This window comes from Faecalibacterium sp. HTF-F, assembly GCF_023347535.1.
GTDB lineage: Bacteria > Bacillota > Clostridia > Oscillospirales > Ruminococcaceae > Faecalibacterium > Faecalibacterium wellingii.
Genome location: NZ_CP094473.1, coordinates 2594456 through 2613433, shown reverse-complemented (window position 1 = coordinate 2613433; position 18978 = coordinate 2594456). Strand labels below are relative to the sequence as shown.

The 18978-nt window shown below is 55.7% G+C and carries 12 protein-coding genes, 2 tRNA genes and 1 rRNA gene; 9 read left to right on the top strand and 6 right to left on the bottom strand.

The annotated features are described in order from the left end of the window. Positions 1-114: 114 nt before the first annotated feature. The 4 genes from MTP37_RS12345 to MTP37_RS12330 all read left to right on the top strand — a co-directional run bounded on the left by MTP37_RS12345 (position 115) and on the right by MTP37_RS12330 (position 3684). Positions 115-648: a hypothetical protein gene (locus tag MTP37_RS12345; RefSeq protein WP_249237527.1), complete on the top strand. Its 534-nt coding sequence runs from the start codon at positions 115-117 to the stop codon at positions 646-648. Next, a complete protein-coding gene (locus tag MTP37_RS12340) occupies positions 648-1568 on the top strand; it encodes a DMT family transporter (RefSeq protein ID WP_249237526.1) in 921 nt (306 codons plus the stop codon). The genes MTP37_RS12345 and MTP37_RS12340 overlap by 1 nt, the downstream gene beginning before the upstream one ends. A 3-nt stretch (positions 1569-1571) precedes the next feature. Further along, positions 1572-2126, top strand: coding sequence for a M48 family metallopeptidase (locus MTP37_RS12335; RefSeq protein ID WP_249237525.1), 555 nt, complete (start codon positions 1572-1574; stop codon positions 2124-2126). A gap of 76 nt (positions 2127-2202) precedes the next feature. Next, the gene (locus tag MTP37_RS12330; protein WP_249237524.1) at positions 2203-3684 is read left to right on the top strand and encodes a lipopolysaccharide biosynthesis protein; all 1482 of its coding nucleotides are present in this window, start codon (positions 2203-2205) and stop codon (positions 3682-3684) included. A gap of 106 nt (positions 3685-3790) precedes the next feature. Here the strand turns inward: MTP37_RS12330 and MTP37_RS12325 are convergent, their stop codons facing one another. Continuing rightward, entirely contained in the window at positions 3791-7858 is a 4068-nt protein-coding gene (locus MTP37_RS12325) for a right-handed parallel beta-helix repeat-containing protein (RefSeq protein WP_249237523.1), read from the bottom strand. Between the two features lie 658 nt (positions 7859-8516). On the opposite strand from MTP37_RS12325, the gene MTP37_RS12320 reads away from it, so the two are divergent. Further along, the gene (locus MTP37_RS12320; protein WP_249237522.1) at positions 8517-9032 is read left to right on the top strand and encodes a hypothetical protein; all 516 of its coding nucleotides are present in this window, start codon (positions 8517-8519) and stop codon (positions 9030-9032) included. A gap of 54 nt (positions 9033-9086) precedes the next feature. Here MTP37_RS12320 and MTP37_RS12315 read toward each other — a convergent pair whose 3' ends face one another. The 3 genes from MTP37_RS12315 to MTP37_RS12305 form a co-directional block, all read right to left on the bottom strand. Then, entirely contained in the window at positions 9087-10019 is a 933-nt protein-coding gene (locus MTP37_RS12315; protein ID WP_249237521.1) for an alpha/beta fold hydrolase, read from the bottom strand. Between the two features lie 24 nt (positions 10020-10043). Next, positions 10044-10295 (bottom strand): AbrB/MazE/SpoVT family DNA-binding domain-containing protein, encoded by a 252-nt coding sequence (locus MTP37_RS12310; RefSeq protein ID WP_249237520.1) that lies wholly within the window; start codon positions 10293-10295, stop codon positions 10044-10046. 237 nt (positions 10296-10532) lie between these two features. Further along, positions 10533-11561: a glycosyltransferase family 2 protein gene (locus tag MTP37_RS12305; RefSeq protein ID WP_249237519.1), complete on the bottom strand. Its 1029-nt coding sequence runs from the start codon at positions 11559-11561 to the stop codon at positions 10533-10535. Between the two features lie 251 nt (positions 11562-11812). Here MTP37_RS12305 and MTP37_RS12300 point away from each other — a divergent pair, with 251 nt between their 5' ends. Further along, a complete protein-coding gene (locus tag MTP37_RS12300) occupies positions 11813-13390 on the top strand; it encodes a RecQ family ATP-dependent DNA helicase (RefSeq protein WP_249237518.1) in 1578 nt (525 codons plus the stop codon). A gap of 77 nt (positions 13391-13467) precedes the next feature. Here MTP37_RS12300 and nrdG read toward each other — a convergent pair whose 3' ends face one another. Both nrdG and nrdD read right to left on the bottom strand, forming a co-directional pair. Then, positions 13468-14025 (bottom strand): anaerobic ribonucleoside-triphosphate reductase activating protein, encoded by a 558-nt coding sequence (gene nrdG, locus MTP37_RS12295; RefSeq protein WP_249237517.1) that lies wholly within the window; start codon positions 14023-14025, stop codon positions 13468-13470. Positions 14026-14182: 157 nt separating this feature from the next. Continuing rightward, on the bottom strand, positions 14183-16354 hold the full coding sequence (gene nrdD / locus MTP37_RS12290; RefSeq protein ID WP_249237516.1) for an anaerobic ribonucleoside-triphosphate reductase: 2172 nt from the start codon (positions 16352-16354) through the stop codon (positions 14183-14185). 793 nt (positions 16355-17147) lie between these two features. Between nrdD and MTP37_RS12285 the strand changes: the two genes are divergently transcribed. The 3 genes from MTP37_RS12285 to MTP37_RS12275 all read left to right on the top strand — a co-directional run bounded on the left by MTP37_RS12285 (position 17148) and on the right by MTP37_RS12275 (position 18933). After that, a 16S ribosomal RNA gene (locus MTP37_RS12285) occupies positions 17148-18658 on the top strand. Between the two features lie 119 nt (positions 18659-18777). Continuing rightward, a tRNA-Ala gene (locus tag MTP37_RS12280) sits at positions 18778-18853 on the top strand. A 3-nt stretch (positions 18854-18856) separates the two neighbouring features. After that, positions 18857-18933: transfer RNA gene (locus MTP37_RS12275), tRNA-Ile, on the top strand. Positions 18934-18978 lie beyond the last annotated feature (45 nt).

Here is an 18978-nt window from a genome sequence, read left to right as displayed (position 1 = left end):
CTGTCTTGTGCAGTGCGGCGAAATGCGGTATACTATAATTGTATCTGTCCGAAAAATGGGCAGAAGGATGAATAGCAAAGAGAAGCGCGTTGCTTCGTGAGGAAACGTATGAAGATGAAAAAAAGGATCATTGCGCTGCTGCTGGCGGTCCTGCTGGCAGTGGGGCTGACCAGCTGCAAGGATGTCCTGAAGGGCATCGTGCACAAGGTGACGGGCACCTCGGACGAGGTGCAGGAGGAGGACACCACCCGCTGGGCAGATGCGACCGCCGACCCGCTGATCATTCAGGGGATCGCAGACTCCTCTGCCAAGTTTGCCGCGGCCACGGCAGACGGCTGCCTGTACGCCGTGTTCAACGGCATCTGGAGCCGCAGTACCGACTATTTCACTGCGCCGTCCGGCAACCTGAGCATCATGGCCTGCGGCACCGCCGAGGGCACCCAGAAATTCAAGGTGGCACTGTGGAAAAAGGTGGATGGCGGCGCGGAGTATGTGCCGGACAGCACCTACTATATCCATACCGACGGCACCAACTACCGCTGCACTGTTTCCGGGCTGGACCCGGCGGCACAGTACCGTGTGACCATCTCCTATGATTCCAGCCGCTACTACCTGTACGGCCTGATGAAGGTGGAGGGCGTCGGCTGATGAATACACAGACTAAAAACTCTCTGCTCCTGCTGCTGTGCTCCTTTATCTGGGGCACGGCCTTTGTAGCCCAGAGCGCAGGCTCCGGGATGGGTGCCTACAGTTTTCTGGCAGGGCGCAGCTGGCTGGCTGTGCTGGTGCTGATCCCCACGGTGCTGGTATTTGACGCCATCCGCCGCAAAAACGGCACGGATGCAAAGCCAAAGACCGCTGCCGAAAAGAAAAAGCTGCTGGCGGCAGGCTTTGTGTGCGGCACCCTTCTGTTTGCTGCATCCGCTGCACAGCAGATTGGCATTACCATCAATCCGTCCACCGCAAAGGCCGGCTTCCTGACCGCCATGTATGTGGTGCTGGTGCCGGTGTTCGGCCTGTTTCTGGGCCGGAAGGGCAGTGCGCAGCTGTGGGTCAGCATGGTGGTAGCCGTGCTGGGCCTGTATCTGCTGTGCATGAAAAACGGCTTTGGCAGCATCGAATCCAGCGACTGGCTCCTGCTGAGCTGCGCAGTGCTGTTCAGCTTCCAGATCATTGCGGTGGACCACTTTTCCCCGCAGGTGGACGGCGTGCGGCTGAGCCTTGCCGAATTTCTGGTGGTGTCGGTGGAAAGCACTGCTGCGGCTCTGCTGTTCGAGGCACCTTCCGCGGCGCAGTTCGCGGAGAATGCGCTGCCGATCCTCTACTGCGGTATCATGTCCAGCGGCGTGGCCTACACCCTGCAGATCTTGGGCCAGCGGGACCTGAACCCCGCCATTGCCAGCCTGATCATGTGTCTGGAAAGCGTGTTCAGTGCGCTGGGCGGCTGGATGCTGCTGCACCAGAACCTTTCTGCCCGGGAGGTCTTTGGCTGCGTGCTGATCTTTGCTGCCGTGGTGCTGGCCCAGCTGCCGCTGGAAATGCTGCGCCGGGTCAAAAAGGCGTCCTGACCCATGGCAGAAAAACAGCCGGGGCCGCAGCTGCGCACGGCAGGCGGCATCCGGTACGAGCTGACCCGCAAAAAGGTGAAGAACCTGAACATCCGTGTGCGGGAGGACGGTACCGTGGCGGTGAGCGTGCCGCTGCGCACGAGCGCAGAAGCTGCGGACCGCTTTGTGGCCGAGCGCGCCCAATGGGTGCAGGAGGCCCGGGAACGTGCCCGGCGGCGTGCCGCCCGGGACGCACAGCCCCTGCCGGACAGGGAGACCGCGCTGGCGTACTTTACGGCCATGAGCGATGAGGTCTACCCGGCCTTTGCCGAAGTGCTGGGCGGGCACAAGCCCGTCATCAAGGTGCGCAGCATGACCAGCCGGTGGGGCGTGTGCTTTATGGCAAAGCGGCAGATCACCTTTGCTTTGCAGCTGTATCATATGCCCCCGGCGGCGCAGATCTATGTGGTAGTGCATGAGTACTGCCACTTTTTGCAGCCCAACCACAGCCCGGCCTTCTGGGCCGAGGTGGCAAAGCTGCTGCCGGACTGGAAAGCCCGGCGGGCGCTTTTAAAGTGACTAAATAGTGGGAAAGCGGATGCGGGCGGTCACAGACCGGCCCGCATCCGAATTGTAAAACAGGAGGGGAGTACCCTTGGAAAACGAAAAAAAGTCCGGCGATAAATATTCAAAGCTTGCCGGCAACACATTGATCTTTGCCATTTCCAGCTTTTCGTCAAAGCTGCTCACCCTGATCGTGCAGCCGTTCCTGACCTATGCAATGGCGGAAATTTCCGATCTGGGCCTTTCCAAGATCCTGAGCCAGTACGCGAACCTGCTCATCCCGTTCGTGTCCATGGGCATGTCCAACGCCATCATCCGCTTTGGTCTGGACAAGGGCAACAGCGAAAAACAGGTGTTCACCAACGGCCTGCTGACCATTCTGGGCGGCTTTGGCCTTCTGGTGCTGTGCTGGCCCATTGCGCAGTTTCTGCCCGATATGGCACAGTACGGCCTGCTCATCTACATCTACGTGCTCATGAGCTGCCTGCGTACCCTGTGCACCCAGTTCGTGCGCAGCCGCCAGTGGAACAAGCTGGTGGCCGTGGATGGCGTGCTGTGCACCGTGGCCACCATGGCCTTCTACGTGCTGTATCTGGTGGGCTTCAAGTGGGGTGCCAACGGCTACCTGCTGGCCATCATCAGCGGTGACCTTGTCAGTGTGCTGTTCCTCTCCGTTACCGGAAAGCTGTGGAACTATGTGGAGCTGAAGGGCGTCAACAAAAACCTTTGGAAGCAGATGCTGCGCTTCTCGCTGCCCATGATCCCGGCACAGATCAGCTTCTGGATCATCAACGCATCCGACCTGTTCTTTGTGCGCGAAATGTGCAGCGGTCTGGACGGCCACAGCGGCGACGCATGGAGCGGCCTGCTTTCCACCGGCTACTTCCTGCCCACCATCCTGACCACGCTGGGCCTGATCTTCTACGATGCATGGCAGCTTTCCGCTGTGACCGAGGAGGAGGGGCGCGCAAAGTTCTTTACCCAGATCTTCCGCACCTATTCCAGCGTGCTGTTCTGCTGTGCCGCCGGCATCATCTGGCTGTGCCGTCCGGTGATGCACGTGATGAAGTCCAACTACTACTATGCGTGGCACTTTGTGCCCTTCCTTGTCATGGCGTCCACCTGCAGCTGCTTCAACCAGTTCATGAACAGCGTGTACGTGGTGAATAAAAAATCCACCCGCAGCATGATCACCATGATGGCGGGCGCTGTGAGCAACTGCATCATGAACTATTTCTTCATCAAGTGGTGGGGCCCGGTGGGTGCGACCTATGCCTCCTTCCTTGGCCTTGCGCTGGTGTTCGCCCTGCGCGCCATCGATGCCCACAGGATGATCGGGATGCAGGTGCATCCGGGCCGCGTGCTGGTGAATGCGGCCGCACTGGTGGCAGAAGCCTTTGTGCTGCTGGCTGAGACGCCGCTCTACGGCCTGTGGACCGGCCTGATCACGGCGGCTGTTATCCTGTACAACTTTGCAGGTGTGTGGGCCATGGCCCGCATCCTGCTGCCCCGCCTGCTGGGCCGCCGCGGCAAGGCGCTGGTGTCGGCTGTGGATGGCTGGCTGAAACGGTAAAATGTGCAAACGAAAGGCCCCGGGACGCAGCGTCCCGGGGCCTTTCGCCTTTTATAAATGTGCGATACGGATGAAGCGGATAGCGGTATTACAGGGAGCTAAAGGCTCAGTGTCTGCTGTTCTTGCCCAGCAGGCTTGCCCATGCACCGGCAATCGTCAGTGCAAAGCCGCTGAGAGCCATTGCCAGCGCGGCAAACAGGCTGGTGCCGGTCTGCGGCAGGGCGTGAGCGTCCTGCACAGCGGGATTAGTGGTGTTGGCGGGCAGAACAGGGGAGTCCGGCGTATCGGCCCGTGCGTCCTGTACAGGAGGCAGCTGCGGGTCTTCCGGGGTGATGGAGGTATCCGGGCCGGGCTTCGGTTCCGGTTTCGGGTTGGGGTTCGGGTTGGGAGTGTCGGGACCATCCGGGTCGGGTTTCGGCTCAGACGGCGCGTTATGCGCAGCCTTGAGGGCAAGAGCATTGCTGTCGATGGTGATGATATAGCAGCCGTCTTCGCCCTTTTCAATCATGTAGTCCGTGCCTTCCAGCAGGGCGTCCAGATTGGTGACGAACTTCTTTTGGCTGTCCGCATCCCAGCGGGCATCCTTGCCGTCAAGGTACCAGCCATCAATGGGGTGGCCGCAGTCGTCCAGAATCCAGTCATCGCCCACGGGGCGCAGAATCAGGGTCGTGTTGTTCAGGTACATGTCGTCACCGGCAGTGCCTGCGTGGTTATTGTACAGGGCACCGGTGCGCAGATCAATGGTCGATCTCTGTTCGCTGTAGATGCCGCCGCCGTTGCCCGTTGCGGTATTGTGGGTGATGGTATTGCCCGAGAGCTCTGCATCGGAGGCATTCATCCAGATCGCACCGCCGCTCTTGCTCTTGTTGCGGTTGAGGGTGTTCTTCTCCAGAGTCAGAGCGCTGTTCTGTGCACAGATGCCGCCGCCGTTGTACTGGCCTGCATCATTGTCGCTGATGTCGCAGTCGGTCGCGGTCACGGTGCCGTTGATAGCATATACGCCGCCGCCGTTTCCGTTTGTGGCGGTATTGCCGCAGACCTTGCTGCCGTTGCTCAGCTCAGCAGAGCTGTTGTTCCACACCAGCAGGCCGCCTGCATTGCCGCCCTTGTTGTTGGAAATAGAGGTATTGTTGGCCTTGACTTCTGCTCCATTATAGGCAAAGATACCGCCGCCCCAGTCGGAAGCGATGTTGTTGTCAATAAAGGAATCCGTCAGTTCAGCCATAACCTTGTTGTTTAGGCCATAGAGGTACATACCAGCACCATTTGCAGCTTTGTTTCCGTTGAAGGATGCCTTGTTGGCATTGATCTGTGCGCCATCGTAGGCAAAGATGCCGCCGCCCAAGTTGGAAGCGGTGTTGTTATCAATAGCGGAATCCGTCAGTTCAAGCAAAATGTTGTTGCCGGAGGAACGCATGAGATAAATGCCAGCACCGGAAGCAGCCGTATTGCCGATGAATTTGGTGTTGTTGCGCAGGGTGATGTGGGTATCACTGGCTGCGACGCCCAAAGAGAAGAGACCGCCGCCGACTGCAGCATCGTTGTTCGTGATGGTGGTGCTATCCAGCGTGATATCACCCGCACCGTATGCAACGATCGCGCCGCCCTGACCGTTAGTCTTATCGGTGGAAACATTGCCGTCCAGAGTGGAACCGGTAAGGGTCACATTGCTCTTGGTGCCCACATACATGCCGCCGCCAATAGAACTGGCAGTGTTATGATTGATCTTTGTGTCGGTGATGTTATGAGTGTGGCTGCCAGTGCAATCGGCCTCGGCCACGTCAGAGGAATCATTCAAATAGACGCCTGCACCATGCTTTGACTGATTGCCCTCAATGGTGGAACCGGTGATATTGGCATTCGTGTGAGACAAAAACAGTCCGCCGCCGCAGTCGGGTGCGGTGTTCTCTGTAATGGTGGATCCTGTGATGGTCAGGTCACTGCCGGCAGCAAGGATGCCACCACCGTCGTTGGAGGGGGCGTTGATAGCCTTATTGCCGGTAATTGTGACCTTGTCCAGCGTTACGGTAGAATTATTGGTATACAAACCGCCGCCGCCAGAAATCGTCTGCTCAACGCCTGTAGATGTGTTGCTGCTGATTTCACCGCCAACTACGGTAACAGTGCTGTTGTCCTCGGCACAAATGCCGCCGCCGTTGCCCGTGGCTTTGTTTTCTGTGATGGTGCTGTTGTCGATAGTGACCTTGCCGCCCTTAGTCTTAACGCTCTTAGTATATACGCCGCCGCCATTTTTGGCGGTGTTGCCGGTGATGGTTACACCCTTGCCCAGTTTGAGGGTGCCGATGTTGTAGATGCCGCCGCCATTTTCGGCACCGATGCCCTTCTCATTCACAGAGCCGGAGCCATTGTTGGTGATAGTGGCAGAACCGATGGTCAGGTCACAGACCGTCTGTTTGGTGTAGATGCCGGAACCGGCGTTGTCCTTGATGGTAACCTTAGCACCCTCTTCAATGGTACTCTTGATTTTGCCGTTGCCCTGGAAGAAGATACCGGGGTTGGTGGCGGCACTGCCGGCTTTTTTGCCGTTGCTCTCAACATCCAGCGTGCAGGTCTTGTCCACATTGAGCACGCGGGTCCAGACGCCGCTATAGCCGTTATTGGTAGCTGTCAGGGTAGAGTCATCGCTCATGTCGATACGCCATGCCGAGATGCCCCAATAACTGTTGTTGTCAAACAGGACATTAGAATCGTTTTGAATCGTGAAGTAAGAGCCGTTGGAACCGCTGCCGGTGCTGTTGATGACCTTTACATCACTGTCATCTACCGTTACATAGAAGGTGCCGGTAAAGCCGGAACGGTTATTGTCGGAGGTGAAGGTGGAACCGCCGGTAATATTGCAGTTGTAACCGCCGTCACCGCCGTCCCATTCCAAAGCATCCTGCTTATAGTTCTGGATCGTCAGGTTGGAACCGTTCTGAACGTTCAGCTTATTGTTGGAACCGAAATAGATGGCATGGGTATTATCGGCAGTACCTGTGCCGTCCATCGTCATGACGGTGTTGTCCAGCGTGAGGGTAGCATTCTTGCTGGCGCTAATGGTCATCCAGTTCCATTCGGCAGTATACGGTGTGCTGCCGACACCCTTCATCTCAACCTGCATATCCTTGAAGGTCAGGTCTGTGCCCCACAGAGCGATGCCATCCTTTTTAAAGGTGAGCTTGGGCTTGACGGTGGTCTCTTCTACAGTGCCGTCATCCTTTGTTTTGGTGGTCGTGGTTGTGACACCCTGGATGGTCAGTTTTTTACTTATGTTCATTCCATCGGTCTCGGTGTCTTTGGTCACTTTAATGATATCGCCGCTCTGGGCTGCTTTGACGGCTTCGTCAAAGCTCTTATAGCCCTGACCGTTAATGGTGGCAACAGTGTCGTCTTCCGCAGGAGCAGTGGGCGCAGCCGGAGCTGCTGCCAGCGCGGCAGTCATCAGCACCGGAGCCTTTGCTGCAGGCGCTTCTGCAAGGACTTTATTCTCAACGGCAACTTCCTGCTTGGACTCGTCAGCAGGATTCTGCTTGGACTCGTCAGTGGACTCCTGCTTGGCTTCGTCAGTGGACTCCTGCTTGGACTCGTTAGTGGACTCCTGCTTGGACTCGTTAGTGGACTCCTGCTTGGACTCGTCAGTGGACTCCTGCTTGGACTCGTCAGTGGACTCCTGCTTGGACTCGTTAGTGGACTCCTGCTTGGACTCGTTAGTGGACTCCTGCTTGGACTCGTTAGTGGACTCCTGCTTGGACTCGTCAGTGGACTCCTGCTTGGACTCGTTAGTGGACTCCTGCTTGGACTCGTTAGTGGATTCCTGCTTGGACTCGTCAGTGGATTCCTGCTTGGACTCGTCAGTGGACTCCTGCTTGGACTCGTCAGTGGATTCCTGCTTGGACTCGTCAGTGGATTCCTGCTTGGACTCGTCAGTGGATTCCTGCTTGGACTCGTCAGTGGACTCCTGCTTGGTCTCATTAGTGGACTCCTGCTTGGTTTCGTTGGTAGCAGGAGCGTTCTCAGCGGAAGGCTCAGCCGCAGGGGCAGGTGTTTCCACCGCAGGAGCAGAGCTGGTTGCCTCAGTGCCCGCAGATTCTGCATTTGCTGCCAGAGGGCTTGCCGCAACACAGGCGGTCAAAGCCAGAGACATTGCCGCTAGCTTGAATTTTTTGTTCGTCATGATCACTCTCTCCTTCCAGATCTTCACATGTTATAAAAGGGACATAAACCGTACCGGCCCTCATTGACCGATCCCGGAGTTTATGCTTGTGATTTGGGTATATCACACTTTTGGGAGCCTGTCAACAAGGGGGAGAGTGCTTGAAAAAACGCTGAAAATTAGACAGAGTGCCTAAAAAGTACAGGTATAATTCTAACAAATGACACAAAAAGACGGGAAAATGGTAGAATATGGAAATTTGAACGGAACGGTTTGAAACGCTTTTGAAACGGTAATGAAACAGTGCTGAGACGGTACTGTGATGCTGCTGTGACGGCTTGAGACGGTGCTGTTGCAGAACCGCCGGAAGAACAAAATGTGAAACATTTGTGAAAAAGTGCGGAGCGCCCGGAAACCGGCGAAAAAAGAAACCGCCGCACAAAACGCTGCGCAGCGGTTTCGGGATGTGGGGTACAGTTTGCATTCAATGTTCTGCACGCCGGCGTCTTTCAGGCTGTGGATGTTTTTGCTTTGGCGAAACTGTACAAAGAAAGGCTTGAAAGTTTGGCATCCCTGCGTGAATGGCCCTGAAAACGGCGTGAACGTCCGTTGTGCAAAAAGAAAAGAGCTGTTATACTGAAAAAAAGAGAAACGCTTTACGACCAAAGGAGGAAACACCATGCTGCAAGAAATTTCCCGCCGAAAATTTATGGAACTGACCGGTGCCGGAGCGCTGCTGCTGACTTCTGCCGGGATGATGACCGGCTGCTGCAGAGAATACCCGACCTTATTTGGCGAGTGGATCGACATGGGCGATCTGCGGATAAGATTTTCCAGAGCGTTTTATATCCAAGTCCCCGAAGATGGTACAGCGTTCGGCTGCACGGTCAAAATAAAAGCAAAAGACGCCGCGCAGACCATTACATTGAAAAAAGATGATTTTACGATAGTGGTCAACGGAACGGAACTGAAAGATTATGCTTTAAATGTTCAGTACGGGAATAATGTGCCGAACGAGATCCAGTTCACGGGAGATAAAGACTTTCTCGTCTATGGCTATAATGCCGATATCAAAACCAATGAGCAATTAAATGAAATTATAAAAGAATTTAAAATGCAGGCAACATTCCAGCATAATGGAAAGCGCGTCAGCGCCGTGACCGTCGAGGGCGAGGTTTTTGAAGGAGGTTCGTAAAACAAAGATCCCCCGTCAAGTGGCTTTTCCGGCCACTTGATGGGGGAATTTTTTTCAGTGCTGTAATTGTTTGTCCAGCCAGTTACCGATGTCCGCAAACACTTCCTGCTTGTTCGTTTCCACCAGCAGCTCGTGCCGGGCACCGGGGTACAGCTTGCATTCAATGTTCTGCACTCCGGCGTCTTTCAGGCTCTGGATGGCGCGGCGCACGCCCTTGCCCTGTTCGCCCACCGGGTCGGCGTCACCGGCAAGGAAGAGCAGCGGCAGGTCTTTGGGCATTTTTGCAAGGAAGGCCGGGTCGTGCAGGCGCAGGATGCCGCTGAACATGCTGTAGTAGGCGTTCAGCGTGAAGGTAAAGGTGCAGCGCTCGTCCGCCAGATATTTGTCCACCTCGGCGGGGTCGCGGTTGAGCCAGTCGTGGGTGGTGCGGCCCTCCAGCCCCTTGTTGTAGCCCAGAAATGAGGTGTGCGCCACAAAATTGCTGCGGTAGTGCCAGCCATGAAAGACCGCCAGCACCCGGCAGAGGGTCTTGGCAAACTGCACCAGCGCTTTGGGCTGGAAGCCGGTGCCCATGATGATGGCTCCATCCAGCTCATGGCCGTATTCGCACAAATACTGCCGGGCATAAAAGGAACCCATGCTGTGGCCCAGCAAAAAATAGGGTACTCCCGGGTAAAGCTCTTTGGTGCGCACCGTCATGGCGTGCAGGTCGGCCAGCACGGCGCGGTTGCCGTCCGGCTCGGCAAAATAGCCGTAATCGTCCCTGGTGCGGATGGAGCCGCCATGACCCAGATGGTCGTGGCCGGTGACCAGAATGCCCCGCCCGGCAAGATATTCTGCCAGCGGCTTATACCGGTCGATGAACTCCACCATGCCGTGGGACAGCTGCAGAATGGCTTTCACCTCGCCGTCCGGCACGCAGCGGAAGGCGTGCAGCGACCGCCCCGGCACGGTGGACGGGACGGTGAAATCGATCATCTGGCTCATGGCAGAGCCTCCTTTTTGCGTTTTTTACAGGGCGCTGATCTTGCGGCGGCAGGCCGGGCAGATGCAGTAGCCTGCAAACTGCACCGAGGCTTCGTCCACCTCGCCGCAGAAATCGCAGCTGCCGGCGGGACGGTGCTTTTTGAGCACGATGGAATCCCCATCCACAAAGATCTCGAGCTTGGTGTCGGTGTCCAGATGCATACTGGTGCGCAGCTCCTTGGGCAGAACGATGCGGCCCAGCGCATCGATGCCGCGGACAATTCCGGTACTTTTCATAGTATTCTATTCTCCTTTATCCTTTTCCTTTTCCTGTGATAGCCAATCTGTGACACAATAGGAAAATTGTTCCAGTGGCGCTATGCTCAGTATACAAAAAAGAACAGCGTTCGTCAATGATTACGTGCTATTTCGACAAAAAATAACCTTTTACGCAGAAAAGTAGAGAAAATAAGGCCGGGCAGACAAAAGAAAAGGCTGTCATGCATTGTGCACGACAGCCTTGGATCGGATCGATCAGTTGAATTTGAAGATCTTGCGCAGCTGGCGGTAGACGCCCAGCGTGAGCTTGTCGCCGCCGGGGAACTTCAGGTCGGTCAGACCGCCCAGATTGTAGCGCACGGCGCGGTAAACGCCGGTGCTTACGTGGTCCTTGAGGTACTGCCACAGCCCGGTGCGCTTGGCCTTTGCCTCGTCGCTGCCGTCCAGCAGCAGGAAGATGTCGCTCACGGCCATCATCACGGACAGATAGTGCACCATGTAGGCATGCAGACGTCTCTGATTCTTCAGTGCGTCCAGATCCTGACAGTCGATCATGTGCCGGGTGACCCGCAGCTGCTGATCCACCCGCTTGACCATGATGCTCTCGTTCACGCTCTGGTCGGCACGGCCGATGAAGTAGCGGTACAGATCCAGATCCATGTAGTACATGCTTTTGACGTAGGGCAGGGGCTGGTAGACAAAGATGTTGTCCACATAGAAGGTGTGCTTGGGCAGCACCATGCCGCACTTGCGCAGCACCTCGGTGCGGTACATCACCGAGTGCATCAGGATGTTCTGGTCCGGGCGGAAGTGGCCCACATGGGTCCAGTTGAACAGGCGGTTCTGGGGGAACACATTGGTGTAGCGCACGGTCAGGGTGGTGTTGTCCTCCACATGCTCGTACACGTAGTTGCAGATCATCATGTCCGGCGCGGTGCCGCGGGCCACCAGAGTGGTCAGGCGGGCCAGAACCTTTTTCAGGGCGTCAGTGTCCAGCCAGTCGTCGCTGTCCACTACCTTATAGTACAGGCCGGTGGCGTTGCGGATGCCCTGATTGACGCCCTCACCGTGGCCGCCATTTTCCTGATGGATGGCTTTGACGATGGTGGGATATTTGGCGGCGTACTCGTCGCAGATGGCGGGGGTATCGTCCTTCACGGAACCGTCGTCCACAAGGATGATCTCGGCCTGCTCTCCGGCAGAAAGCAGGGTCTCGATGCAATGGCGCATATATGCCGCCGAGTTGTAGCACGGAACGGCAAAGGTGATGAGTTTCTGCTGCATAAGATGATTGCTCCTTTTTCTATCAACAGTCGGCGCACAAAAAACCGCCGGACATGGAGTTATGTGCTCCTATTATATCATTTTCGCGCCTGAAAAGCTATCATTTGCAAAAAAATTACTTTTGACATTTCGTGCTTTTTGCTGAAAAACGGGTTCTGTGCCCGCGCAAAAGCCCGGCTTTTATGGTATACTGATAGAGTTTTGAAAAGCACGGCGCAGAGAACTGCCCATCAGATACAACGGAGGGACCCATGGAAAACCCGCACAGCATCTTGAAAAAAGTTTTTGGCTACGACAGCTTCCGCCCCGGGCAGGAGGAAATCGTCAGCCGCCTGCTTGCCGGGCAGGATGTACTGGCGGTGATGCCCACCGGTGCGGGCAAATCCATCTGCTATCAGGTGCCGGCGCTGCTTCTGCCGGGAATCACCATCGTGGTGTCGCCGCTGGTCAGCCTGATGAAGGATCAGGTGGGGGCGCTGGTGCAGGCCGGTGTGGCGGCGGCTTTCCTGAACAACAGCCTCACCGACAACCAGAAGGCCCTGATGCTGCGCCGCGCCCGGGAGGGCTGGTACAAGATCATCTATGTGGCGCCGGAGCGGCTGGAAATGCCGGGCTTCCAGCGGTTTGCGCAGGAACGGACCATCAGTATGGTGACGGTGGACGAGGCCCACTGCATCAGCCAGTGGGGACAGGACTTCCGCCCCAGCTACCTGCGCATCAAAGCCTTTGTGGACAGCCTGCCCAGCCGTCCGGTGGTGGGTGCATTCACGGCAACGGCTACCGCCCATGTGCGGGACGACATCCGGGAACAGCTGGCCTTGCAGAAACCCTATGAGGTGACCACCAGCTTTGACCGTCCGAACCTCTATTTTGAGACCCGGCGGGCCCTGCCCAGCCAGAAGCCGAAGGAGTTGCTGGATCTTGTGCTGAAAGAGGGCAGCAACGCGGGCATCGTCTACTGCAGCACCACCCGGCAGGTGGATGAGACCGCCCGTCTTCTGCAGAGCAGGGGCATCCGGGCTGCGGCTTACCACGCCAAGCTGGACGCGGATATCCGGCGAAAGAATCAGGACGATTTCCTCTACGACCGGGTGCAGGTCATGGTGGCCACCAATGCCTTCGGCATGGGCATCGACAAGCCCAACGTGCGGTTCGTGATCCACTATAATATGCCCAAGGATCTGGAAAGCTATTATCAGGAGGCCGGGCGTGCAGGCCGCGATGGACAGCCCGCCCGGTGCACGCTGCTCTATTCCGGCACCGATGTGCGCACCATCCGGTTCTTCATCGAGAAGGAAATGGAGGCAGACAACGGCCTGCCCGCCGATGTAAAGGCCGAAGCGGCCCGCAAGGCGGAAGAGCGGCTCAAGTATATGACCTTCTATTCCACCACGCAGGACTGCCTGCGTGGCTTTCTGCTGCACTATTTCGGCGAAGCGGCACCCAAAAAATGCGGCAACTGCTCCTGCTGTCTGGCTGCAGAGCAGGAAGCCCAGCTGCAGGTGGAGTATTCCCGCCGCCGTGCGGCAGACAATGCAAGACGGCTGAGCGAGAAGCCGCGTCGTGCCAGAACGACCGCTGGAGAGCTGAGCGAGTTCGACCAGAAGCTATTGAACGCGCTGTATGCCCAGCGCAAGCGGCTGGCCGGAAAGCAGAATATCCCGGCCTTTATGGTGTTCAGTGATGCCACCCTGCGGGAGATGGTGGAGAAAAAGCCGCGTGATATGGATGAATTGATCCGAATCAACGGTGTTGGTGAGCACCCGGCGATGATGTACGGCAAGGACTTTCTGCGGGTGATTATCCGCGAAGTTGGCAGCCGGGAATAAAACATAAAATAAGAGCGCTCTGCTTTTCCACACTTGAAACCGAACTTGTGGAAAACAGAACGCTCTTTTTGTTTTGATCATTTTTCCATGGTATGGGTGGCGAATACCTTTTCGTCCTCCCACCACACGGGCTCCCCGGCGGCAAGGGTCTTTTTCACATCCAGCAGACGCTGGTTGCTGCTGCCCCGGAACCGCAGGGAGATATCGTGCTTGGCTTCAACAAATTCGCCGTCCACCAGCACATCCATCAGGCTCAACAGCTCGTCGGTGGCTTCGCACCGGGCAAGGCTTGGCTCTTTGCCGGTCAGCTGCTCCCATGTGTAGCCGGAATAGCACCACACCGTTTTGTTGGGGTACAAGGCCTTGAAGTTGCGCACAAAGGGCAGCAGCTCCCGCTGATTTTCCGGCTCCATGGGTTCGCCGCCCAGCAGGGAAAGGCCCGCGATATAGTCCGGCTGGCAGGATGCAAACACCTCATTGCGGGTGGGTTTGTCGAAGGGCTGACCGTAGTCAAAGTCCCACGCCACGGCATTGAAGCAGCCGGGGCAGTGGTGGCGGCAGCCGGACACGAACACGCTGGTGCGCACCCCCGGGCCGTTGGCGATGTCATAGTATTTGATGGTTGCGTAGTTCATAATATGATTCCTGTACTTTACAAAGAAATGGAAGCCTGCCGCTGCGGCCCTTCCGGTGAAAATACGTTTGGAGCGGCCCGCAGGCCGCTCCAAACGTGAAATAGAAAAAATTTTCCGCTGTTATGCCCAGAACGAAGTGGAGGGCATTGAATCGTAATTACAGATGCAGCACGCGGTCCTTGATCTCCTGCGTGCGGCCCTGATTCCAGAACTGGGTGCCGATATAGCCGCAGGTGCGGCGGGCAACGTTCAGCTTGTTCTGGTCGCGGTTGCCGCACTTGGGGCACTCCCACACCAGCTTGCCGTCATCCTCCACGATCTTGATCTCGCCGTCATAGCCGCAGACCTGACAGTAATCCGACTTGGTGTTCAGCTCCGCATACATGATGTTGTCGTAGATGAACTGCAGCACACTTATGACGGCTTCCAGATTGTCCTGCATGTTGGGCACTTCCACATAGCTGATGGCACCGCCCGGAGACAGGCGCTGGAAGTCGCTCTCGAACTTCAGCTTGGTGAAGGCATCGATCTGTTCCGACACATGCACATGGTAGCTGTTGGTGATATAGTTCTTGTCGGTAATGCCGGGCACGATGCCAAAGCGCTTCTGCAGGCACTTGGCGAACTTGTAGGTGGTGGATTCCAGCGGGGTACCATAGAGGGAGTAGTCGATGTTCTCGGCCTTTTTCCAGGCGTTGCACTTGTCGTTCATGTGCTGCATTACGCTCAGAGCAAAGGGCTTTGCACCGGCATCGGTGTGGCTCTTGCCGGTCATATACTTCACGCACTCATACAGACCGGCATAGCCCAGACTGATGGTGGAGTAGCCGCCGAACAGCAGCTTGTCGATCTTTTCGCCCTTCTTCAGTCGGGCCAGTGCGCCGTACTGCCACAGGATGGGTGCGGCATCGCTGGGGGTGCCCAGCAGCCGCTTGTGCCGTGCCTGCAGTGCGCGGTGGCACAGGGCCAGACGCTCGTCGAAGATCTTCCAGAACTTCTCAAAGTTGCCCTTGGAGGAGAGCGCCACGTCCACCAGATTGATGGTGACAACACCCTGATTGAACCGGCCGTAGTACTTGGGCTTGCCGGTCTCGGGGTCCACATAGGGGGTCAGGAAGCTGCGGCAGCCCATGCAGGTGTAGCAGTGGCCTTCGCCGTTTTTGTCCACCTTGAGCTCCAGCATCTTCTTCTCGGAGATATAGTCGGGCACCATGCGTTTTGCGGTGCACTTGGCGGCCAGCTCGGTCAGGTAGTAATAAGGAGTGCCGGGACGGATGTTGTCCTCTTCCAGCACATAGATCAGCTTGGGGAAAGCGGGGGTGATCCACACACCGGCCTCGTTCTTCACGCCCTGATAGCGCTGGCGGATGGTCTCCTCGATGATGATGGCAAGGTCTGCCTTCTCCTGCGGATTGCGCGCCTCACCCAGATACATGAACACGGTGATAAAGGGGGCCTGACCATTGGTGGTCATCAGCGTGACCACCTGATACTGGATGGTCTGCACACCGCGGTTGATCTCGTTGCGCAGGCGGCGCTCCACGATCTCCTTCTTGCGCTCGGCAGAAACGTCCAGACCGGCCATTTCCACTTCTACCTCAGCGGCGATCTTCTTGCGGGAGACGTCCACAAAGGGGGCGAGGTGGGTCAGGCTGATGCTCTGGCCGCCATACTGGTTAGATGCCACCTGTGCAATGATCTGGGTGGCGATGTTGCAAGCGGTGGAGAAGCTGTGGGGCTTTTCAATATAGGTGCCGGAAATGACGGTGCCGTTCTGCAGCATGTCCTCCAGATTCACCAGATCGCAGTTGTGCATGTGCTGGGCAAAGTAGTCAGAATCGTGGAAGTGGATCAGACCCTCCTGATGGGCCTTGACGATCTCCGGGTCCAGCAGCAGACGGGCGGTCAGATCTTTGGAGATCTCACCGGCCATATAGTCGCGCTGCACGCTGTTCACGGTGGGGTTCTTATTGGCGTTCTCCTGCTTGACCTCTTCGTTCTGGCACTCGATCAGGCTCAGAATGCGCTCATCGGTGGTGTTGGTCTGACGCTTCAGGCTCTGGATATAGCGGTAGGTGATATAGTGACGGGCGATGTCGTGGGCTTTGATGTCCATGAGCTGGTTCTCCACCATATCCTGAACCTCTTCCACGCTGACGGCACGGTTCAGTGCCTGACACTGGTCAGTCACATCTGCCGCGATCTGGGTAATCTGATCCTTGGTCAGACGGCTCTGGCCGCCGACCGAATCGCTGGCCTTGGTAACAGCGGTGATGATCTTGGTGATATCAAAGGGGACCTCTGCACCGTTGCGTTTGATGATCTTCATCGGCTCTCCTCCTTGTAAATAAAAGCACAGTGTGAACGGGTACCTCTTACAATAAGAGATACCCGTCTGCGCGCACGATATCCAACAAACTGAATGTAGCTCTATTCTATCACTATCTAGTGGCAAGTCAAGAAAAATACCACTACATTTTGCGTTTTGGAGTTTTAGCCAAAATTCATGGATAATTTTCAGGATAAAATCTGAGCCAAGACCTCTTGACAACGCACACCCATTTCCATGGTGTAATATCGCAAAATATTATACGGAGAAAGCTTTATAATACATTATATAAATAAAAAGGGCACTGAGCTGCGGCGCAGTTTTTCCTGCGGTTTGCTGCTGTTTTGGGGTGAACGCAAAAAAGAATGGAAAAAATCTGTCAAAAAGTGTTGACAAGGAGGCGGGGGTGTGGTATTATACTTGAGCGCCAAGCGCTGAGGCAAAAGAATGACTTCCGAAGCCACAGCAGGAAGCCCTTGAAAAGAACCAATAGACGCTGAAAAAAGTTCCAGTTTGTTCTGAGAAACTTCTTGAGCGTCCAAGTTCAGAAAGTTCAAAAGCTTCTAAAAAATAAGGCTTGACAAAAAACCACTTCGGTGGTACAATAAACAGGTCGTCAGCCGCAAGGCTGAGGCGCACAGGACCTTGAAAATTGAACAATATCGAAAAACTTGTAAGGAACCTTTATGTGTTTGGAAAAACACTTAAAACAATTCCAAAAGTAATTCACACAGGACGCAAGCGATTGCGTGCTGAGCGAACAAGATTTAACACTTTTAAGTGATAAATATCATTTATAAAGAGTTTGATCCTGGCTCAGGACGAACGCTGGCGGCGCGCCTAACACATGCAAGTCGAACGAGCGAGAGAGAGCTTGCTTTCTCGAGCGAGTGGCGAACGGGTGAGTAACGCGTGAGGAACCTGCCTCAAAGAGGGGGACAACAGTTGGAAACGACTGCTAATACCGCATAAGCCCACGGCTCGGCATCGAGCAGAGGGAAAAGGAGTAATCCGCTTTGAGATGGCCTCGCGTCCGATTAGCTAGTTGGTGAGGTAACGGCCCACCAAGGCGACGATCGGTAGCCGGACTGAGAGGTTGAACGGCCACATTGGGACTGAGACACGGCCCAGACTCCTACGGGAGGCAGCAGTGGGGAATATTGCACAATGGGGGAAACCCTGATGCAGCGACGCCGCGTGGAGGAAGAAGGTCTTCGGATTGTAAACTCCTGTTGTTGGGGAAGATAATGACGGTACCCAACAAGGAAGTGACGGCTAACTACGTGCCAGCAGCCGCGGTAAAACGTAGGTCACAAGCGTTGTCCGGAATTACTGGGTGTAAAGGGAGCGCAGGCGGGAAGACAAGTTGGAAGTGAAATCTATGGGCTCAACCCATAAACTGCTTTCAAAACTGTTTTTCTTGAGTAGTGCAGAGGTAGGCGGAATTCCCGGTGTAGCGGTGGAATGCGTAGATATCGGGAGGAACACCAGTGGCGAAGGCGGCCTACTGGGCACCAACTGACGCTGAGGCTCGAAAGTGTGGGTAGCAAACAGGATTAGATACCCTGGTAGTCCACACCGTAAACGATGATTACTAGGTGTTGGAGGATTGACCCCTTCAGTGCCGCAGTTAACACAATAAGTAATCCACCTGGGGAGTACGACCGCAAGGTTGAAACTCAAAGGAATTGACGGGGGCCCGCACAAGCAGTGGAGTATGTGGTTTAATTCGACGCAACGCGAAGAACCTTACCAAGTCTTGACATCCCTTGACGATGCTGGAAACAGTATTTCTCTTCGGAGCAAGGAGACAGGTGGTGCATGGTTGTCGTCAGCTCGTGTCGTGAGATGTTGGGTTAAGTCCCGCAACGAGCGCAACCCTTATGGTCAGTTACTACGCAAGAGGACTCTGGCCAGACTGCCGTTGACAAAACGGAGGAAGGTGGGGATGACGTCAAATCATCATGCCCTTTATGACTTGGGCTACACACGTACTACAATGGCGTTAAACAAAGAGAAGCAAGACCGCGAGGTGGAGCAAAACTCAGAAACAACGTCCCAGTTCGGACTGCAGGCTGCAACTCGCCTGCACGAAGTCGGAATTGCTAGTAATCGTGGATCAGCATGCCACGGTGAATACGTTCCCGGGCCTTGTACACACCGCCCGTCACACCATGAGAGCCGGGGGGACCCGAAGTCGGTAGTCTAACCGCAAGGAGGACGCCGCCGAAGGTAAAACTGGTGATTGGGGTGAAGTCGTAACAAGGTAGCCGTAGGAGAACCTGCGGCTGGATCACCTCCTTTCTAAGGAGTCAGGCGAAAGAGCGACATCAAAGATGACGATCTTTCGGACAGGTTTGAACGAGTAGAGTAGATATTGTTCGATTTTGAGGGCCCTGAAAAGGGAACTCAATTCCTAATGTGGGGGTTTAGCTCAGCTGGGAGAGCACCTGCTTTGCAAGCAGGGGGTCAAGGGTTCGATTCCCTTAATCTCCACCACATGGGCCAATAGCTCAGCTGGCTAGAGCACACGACTGATAATCGTGAGGTCGATGGTTCGAGTCCATTTTGGCCCACCATGTGATGGAAATCAAAGTACCGGGAGACCGGGCTTTGAGCAACAT

What these genes read in the sequence shown, in the direction of transcription:
- MTP37_RS12300 (WP_249237518.1), top strand. Translation starts at nt 11,813, where the DNA reads ATGGAAAACCCGCACAGCATCTTGAAAAAAGTTTTTGGCTACGACAGC.
- MTP37_RS12305 (WP_249237519.1), bottom strand. Translation starts at nt 11,561, where the DNA reads ATGCAGCAGAAACTCATCACCTTTGCCGTTCCGTGCTACAACTCGGCG.
- MTP37_RS12320 (WP_249237522.1), top strand. Translation starts at nt 8,517, where the DNA reads ATGCTGCAAGAAATTTCCCGCCGAAAATTTATGGAACTGACCGGTGCC.
- MTP37_RS12340 (WP_249237526.1), top strand. Translation starts at nt 648, where the DNA reads ATGAATACACAGACTAAAAACTCTCTGCTCCTGCTGCTGTGCTCCTTT.
- MTP37_RS12325 (WP_249237523.1), bottom strand. Translation starts at nt 7,858, where the DNA reads ATGACGAACAAAAAATTCAAGCTAGCGGCAATGTCTCTGGCTTTGACC.
- MTP37_RS12345 (WP_249237527.1), top strand. Translation starts at nt 115, where the DNA reads ATGAAAAAAAGGATCATTGCGCTGCTGCTGGCGGTCCTGCTGGCAGTG.
- nrdD (WP_249237516.1), bottom strand. Translation starts at nt 16,354, where the DNA reads ATGAAGATCATCAAACGCAACGGTGCAGAGGTCCCCTTTGATATCACC.
- MTP37_RS12335 (WP_249237525.1), top strand. Translation starts at nt 1,572, where the DNA reads ATGGCAGAAAAACAGCCGGGGCCGCAGCTGCGCACGGCAGGCGGCATC.
- MTP37_RS12315 (WP_249237521.1), bottom strand. Translation starts at nt 10,019, where the DNA reads ATGAGCCAGATGATCGATTTCACCGTCCCGTCCACCGTGCCGGGGCGG.
- MTP37_RS12310 (WP_249237520.1), bottom strand. Translation starts at nt 10,295, where the DNA reads ATGAAAAGTACCGGAATTGTCCGCGGCATCGATGCGCTGGGCCGCATC.
- nrdG (WP_249237517.1), bottom strand. Translation starts at nt 14,025, where the DNA reads ATGAACTACGCAACCATCAAATACTATGACATCGCCAACGGCCCGGGG.